General features: G+C 37.4%; 6 protein-coding genes and 1 pseudogene. 3 read left to right on the top strand and 4 right to left on the bottom strand.

Annotation, left to right across the window (positions count from 1 at the left end):
* Positions 1-92: 92 nt before the first annotated feature.
* The 4 genes from BM390_RS15060 to BM390_RS15045 all read right to left on the bottom strand — a co-directional run bounded on the left by BM390_RS15060 (position 93) and on the right by BM390_RS15045 (position 3432).
* A complete protein-coding gene (locus tag BM390_RS15060; protein ID WP_089855754.1) occupies positions 93-875 on the bottom strand; it encodes a PTS transporter subunit EIIC in 783 nt (260 codons plus the stop codon).
* Between the two features lie 214 nt (positions 876-1089).
* Positions 1090-2073, bottom strand: coding sequence for a LacI family DNA-binding transcriptional regulator (locus tag BM390_RS15055; RefSeq protein ID WP_062321342.1), 984 nt, complete (start codon positions 2071-2073; stop codon positions 1090-1092).
* 52 nt (positions 2074-2125) lie between these two features.
* The gene (locus BM390_RS15050; RefSeq protein WP_177220747.1) at positions 2126-3016 is read right to left on the bottom strand and encodes an NmrA family NAD(P)-binding protein; all 891 of its coding nucleotides are present in this window, start codon (positions 3014-3016) and stop codon (positions 2126-2128) included.
* Complete coding sequence (locus tag BM390_RS15045) at positions 3004-3432, bottom strand: MarR family winged helix-turn-helix transcriptional regulator (RefSeq protein ID WP_089855748.1); 429 nt, start codon at positions 3430-3432, stop codon at positions 3004-3006. The genes BM390_RS15050 and BM390_RS15045 overlap by 13 nt, the downstream gene beginning before the upstream one ends.
* A gap of 158 nt (positions 3433-3590) precedes the next feature.
* Between BM390_RS15045 and BM390_RS15040 the strand changes: the two genes are divergently transcribed.
* The 3 genes and pseudogenes from BM390_RS15040 to BM390_RS15030 form a co-directional block, all read left to right on the top strand.
* On the top strand, positions 3591-3869 hold the full coding sequence (locus BM390_RS15040; protein WP_089855745.1) for a DUF3784 domain-containing protein: 279 nt from the start codon (positions 3591-3593) through the stop codon (positions 3867-3869).
* Between the two features lie 21 nt (positions 3870-3890).
* The gene (locus BM390_RS15035; protein ID WP_089855742.1) at positions 3891-4301 is read left to right on the top strand and encodes a hypothetical protein; all 411 of its coding nucleotides are present in this window, start codon (positions 3891-3893) and stop codon (positions 4299-4301) included.
* An 88-nt stretch (positions 4302-4389) separates the two neighbouring features.
* A pseudogene (locus tag BM390_RS15030) lies at positions 4390-4758 on the top strand (hypothetical protein); the annotation flags it as partial.

The raw sequence follows: 4758 nt of genomic DNA, 5'->3' as shown, positions 1-4758 counted from the left end.
AAGCAATATCAAATAGCATAAAAAATTTTTAAGACAAATATTGAAATTCTGGTCGTGTTTGATTTTTTAAAAAGAGCAATTATGAAATTGATTCATGTAAATAAAGTTAAAAATGGCGTTAAAATGAGATCAATGACTTCTGGAACCCATTGTCTGAATTTCTTTTCAAGTTTAGCGGCAAGCCACCCCATAAACACAGCCGGTAATATAGAACTTTGCATACCTGTTACTGTAAAATCAAAACCGAATATCGTTAAGATTAATGGTTCAACATCCCCAAAAGCAACCGCCCATTTATCAGGTAACTGCGGCGCAACTAACATCATCCCCAACACAATACCTATAACTGGAGTGCCCCCAAATTTTTTCATCGCAGACCACGTGACTAATACTGGAATGAAAATAAAGGCTGTGTCTGTTAAAACTTGTGTTAACACCACCCACTCATCAGAAAACGTCATACCGAAACCATTGACGAGTAATCCTCTTAGCCCCATTAATAAACCTGTCGCAATTAAAACCGGAATAATCGGTATAAACACATCCGCGAGTGCTCTTACGAGTTGTTGTGGCTTAGACAATTTCTGTTGTGCTGCTTCCTTATGATTGTCACCACCTTCTTTTACATCCATTGTTTTTAATTCATCATAGACTTTGTTTACAAACCCCGTTCCTAAAATGATCTGGTGTTGACCACTTTGATAGAAATAGCCATTTACTCCTTCTATCGCTTCAATTTGTTCTTTATCAACCTTTTCATTTGATTCTGTTACTACTCTTAATCTTGTCGCACAATGTGTCATTGAGACAATATTACTTTCTCCACCTAATGCCTCTAAAACCAACGTTGAAACTTTCTTAGCATCTCTAGCCACGATAATTCCTCCCTCATGATATTGAGCTGTTGTTTGATTTAATCTTACGATTCAACAATTGAAACGTTTCCAAAAAGGTATATAAAATAAAGTTGAAACGTTTCCAATTTCACTTTATAAAAAAGACCCCGTCGAGTCTTCTCTTTTTTTGAAACGTTTCCAAAAAGAAATGTAAACGTTTAATTTCTACGTCTACATTCTAATACACCGTTAATCATTCGTCAACCTTTTTTGTTGTATCTCCTTCAAAAAAAGTTACCGGAACGATCACCTTCTCTTCAACGGGCTCTCCTTCGATAATCTGAATAAGCTTCTTTACTGCCAGCTGTGCTAATGTTTGAATCGGTTGAACAATGGTTGAGTGTTTAATCTCCGCTTGTTCATTCGTCTTAGCTCCATCAAATCCTATGATTTGAATATCTTCTGGTATTTTTTTACCTAGCAGTTCACACGCAACAATAGCTTTTTCAGCCCATTTATCATTCATACAAAAGAGTCCATCTAAGTGAGGGGTATTTTCTATAAAGCTTAATATCTCTCTTTGGATATCTAACACAGGTTCATTTATTTCCTTCACGCTATATGTGATTCCCTGTTTTTCTACATACTCGATAAAGCCTTTTTTCCGCAGCATCGATTCATTTTTTATCTTTGATACACTTCCAATATAACCAATCGTTTTACAGCCGTGCCTTATCAACTCTGATGCGGCAAGGCAGCCACCTTGAAAGTGATCACTCGTAATTGTTAGCACATCCTCTGTAAAATGTCGGTCAATGCTCACCATCGGTAAATGACTTGTTACATATTGGTCAATGGCTTCACTATAGGTGATCGCAATAATACCATCGATTTTATTCTTCTTTAACATATCAATATATTCAATTTCTCTGTCTACTTCGTTTCTAGAGTTACAAATAATCGTTTTAAATTTATTTTTAAATAGTTCTCGTTCTACATAATAAGAGAATGCTGAATAAAACGGATGCCATACCGTAGGGACAATTAATGCCACAGATAATGATTTTTGCATTTTAAAATTTCTTGCTGCTTCATTTGGCTGATAGTCTAATGCTTTTACCGCATTCATTACTTTTATACGGGTGCTTTCTTTTACCGATCCCGAATTATTAATCACCCTTGATACCGTTCCTAAACCCACACCAGCTTTTGCGGCAACATCTTTCATCGTCGTCATAAACTCACCTTCTTTTAATTATATCTCCTTATCATTATAGCAAATATTACTTTTAAAACGATAATATTCCGTGCCGAAAATCTTTTTTTAAAACAAATTCACTTGCATAGTCATGCGCAAATTGTTTAAATGACGTTGGTTCTTTTCCTGTTATTTCTGAAAAATCAGCTGTCACAGCTTTCGCCGTACCTAGTCGGGTCATTAGATACAACATCATCGTGACGGTCACATAAGTCGGGTCTAATTGTCTTTCTTCGATATAATATTTTCGGTATGCTAACATACTTGGCTTCTCATATAGAATTTCTTTACCCGTCACCTCACTCAAGATATGAGCGACTTGATGATACGTGAGCGCTTCTTTACCGGTTAGTGTGTAAGCTTTATCATGATGTTTTTCAGGTTGATGAAGCATCTTAGCGATGGCTAAACCAATATCACGTGCGTCGATAAAGCTTGTCTCGCTGGTACCTGCGGGGACAAATACTTTGTTCTGTTCTTTTATCTCTTCTGCATGAACACCAGAAATGTTCTGCATGAAAAAGCCTGGTCTCACGTGGGTATATGGCAAGTGTTGCTTCTCAATATATTTTTCAATCCGGTGATGCGGCGGGAAAGGGTTACGACTGACACCCATTAAGGATAAGAAGACAACGAGTTGTAACGACTGTTCCGATAAGTGATCAATAAACGGATACATATCTTTTGCCTTACCTAAGTGAGGGGGGCGCATAAGAAATACACGGTCAATATTTTTAGTTGCCTCTTTAAATGTATCTGGAGACGTAAAATCAAGGGTAACTGCTTCAACATCACTTCCGAATTTTCCGATAAGTTTTTGTTTATTCGTTCCCGCAACGACAACATCTTCTCCTAGCTTTTGTAGTTCTTTTACCACAAATCGACCAACATTTCCACTTGCGCCAGTAACTAAGACTCGCATAATGCCAACTCCTCTAATATGGTATTTGCTTGTTCTGTTAATCTAATCCAGTCATTAAATTGATCGTCTCCAAGCTTTTCTTTAAGCACTGAAACTGACAATAAGTAATCCGCCTCTACTTCCTCAAGTAGACGAGATCCTCGCTCTGTCACTTGAAGTGTGTAACTTCGTTTATCAACCTGAGATCGTTGTTTTGTCACATATTCTTTTTTAATGAGTGTTTGAATCAGTGGTGTCACCGATGGTTTTTTTACCCGTAAAAACTCACTCACCATTAACGGTGTGACATCACCCGTTTGTTTTGATAAGTAAATAAGTACCCCCATTTCACTTGAGCGCAGGGGTAGATCTTGTTTCACAGCCAGTTTCAATCGGCAAAATCGTCCTAATACATCCATACTTTGATAGATTGTCATCGTGTTCTCCTTCAATATAGTTAGTTAAACTAACTATATTATATGAGACCTTCGAGCTTTCGTCAACGTTCATTTGTTGCGACTATAAATTCTCTTGTTTACAACGTATAATGGTAATAGCGACTATCTTAAAATTAAATCGTGTGAGGAGTGGCGTTATGTGGGTATTGTTGATCATTGGGCTTGTCTTCATTTTTCTTGGTGTGGGTATTCATCAATTAAAATGGTATTTTCTCATCTCAGGTTATAACACCATGTCAGAAGAGAAAAAAGCTCGCGTCGATGTAGACAAACTAGGAGCTTTCATCGGTAAATATCTTTATATGATCGGTGCTGTTCTTATTCTATTTGTCATATTGCTTCGTTTAGGTGTAGAGTCATTAACTTTACCTCTTATCATATTTTTTGCCATTTCGACTGTCTTTGTATTAATTTAAGCGCAAACATTTGATGGGAATGTGTATGATGAAAACGGACAATTACGTAAAGGACAAGGAAAACAGCTTGTTTTAATTATAAGTATCATCACCATCGCTTTAATCTTTGTCATAGTCTTACTCGTTTACTCATCTCAAGCAACTAAAGTAACATTTAATCAAGAAAGTCTAACGATTCAAGGAATGTATGGCGAAACCATTCCATGGACAGATATTCACGATGTACAGTTAGTCAATGACTTACCGACCATAGAAAAACGGACCAACGGTTCATCGTTTAACTCACACTTAAAAGGCCACTTTAGAACTACCGAGCATGGGGCAGTGTTGTTGTTTCTAACGACAGACGTACCTCAATTTATCGCTTTAGGGCGAGAAGACACCCTCCTCAAGTGCGTTAGCACTAGGTGGGGGATGAATCGCTTATTTTGAATATTTTTGAAGTGACAAACATACATTCTAAATGGTATAATTAAAACGTTAACAATGATCGACACAAAACAAAGAGAGGATGGGCATCATGGGCATGAAGGCTATTTTTTCAAATCGCTTATATAAGCATAAGATCGACCCTGATTTTGTTACGTCCATGGATCACACCCTCCAGGTGTTTAATCAAGCCAAACATTTTCGCTATCAAGCGGAGGTCCGAGAGCTTAGGGGCTCGAAAGAGAAAAGTTCCGTCTCCATCCATCAACGGTTAAAGCAACGTTACGGATTAAATGATTATTATGCGAACAGTGCTGTTCAAGAGGGACGCGCCCTTCTATCCGCGCAAAAAGAGTTAAAGAACGTGTACATGCGTAATAAAAAAGAACAAATCAACGCCGTTAAAAGAAAAATAAAAGCGACGAAGGCGCGCTTGACGACACTTCAAAAGATAAAAGCC

The organism is Halolactibacillus miurensis (genome assembly GCF_900116255.1).
Taxonomy (GTDB): Bacteria; Bacillota; Bacilli; order Bacillales; family Amphibacillaceae; genus Halolactibacillus; species Halolactibacillus miurensis.
Note: the sequence above shows the minus strand (reverse complement) of the source record. Positions and strands in the feature narration are given on the sequence as shown.

Excerpts from the sequence above, each read along its gene's own strand:
- BM390_RS15055 (WP_062321342.1), bottom strand. The coding sequence starts at position 2,073 with ATGACGACGATGAAAGATGTTGCCGCAAAAGCTGGTGTGGGTTTAGGA.
- BM390_RS15050 (WP_177220747.1), bottom strand. The coding sequence starts at position 3,016 with ATGCGAGTCTTAGTTACTGGCGCAAGTGGAAATGTTGGTCGATTTGTG.
- BM390_RS15045 (WP_089855748.1), bottom strand. The coding sequence starts at position 3,432 with ATGACAATCTATCAAAGTATGGATGTATTAGGACGATTTTGCCGATTG.
- BM390_RS15040 (WP_089855745.1), top strand. The coding sequence starts at position 3,591 with ATGTGGGTATTGTTGATCATTGGGCTTGTCTTCATTTTTCTTGGTGTG.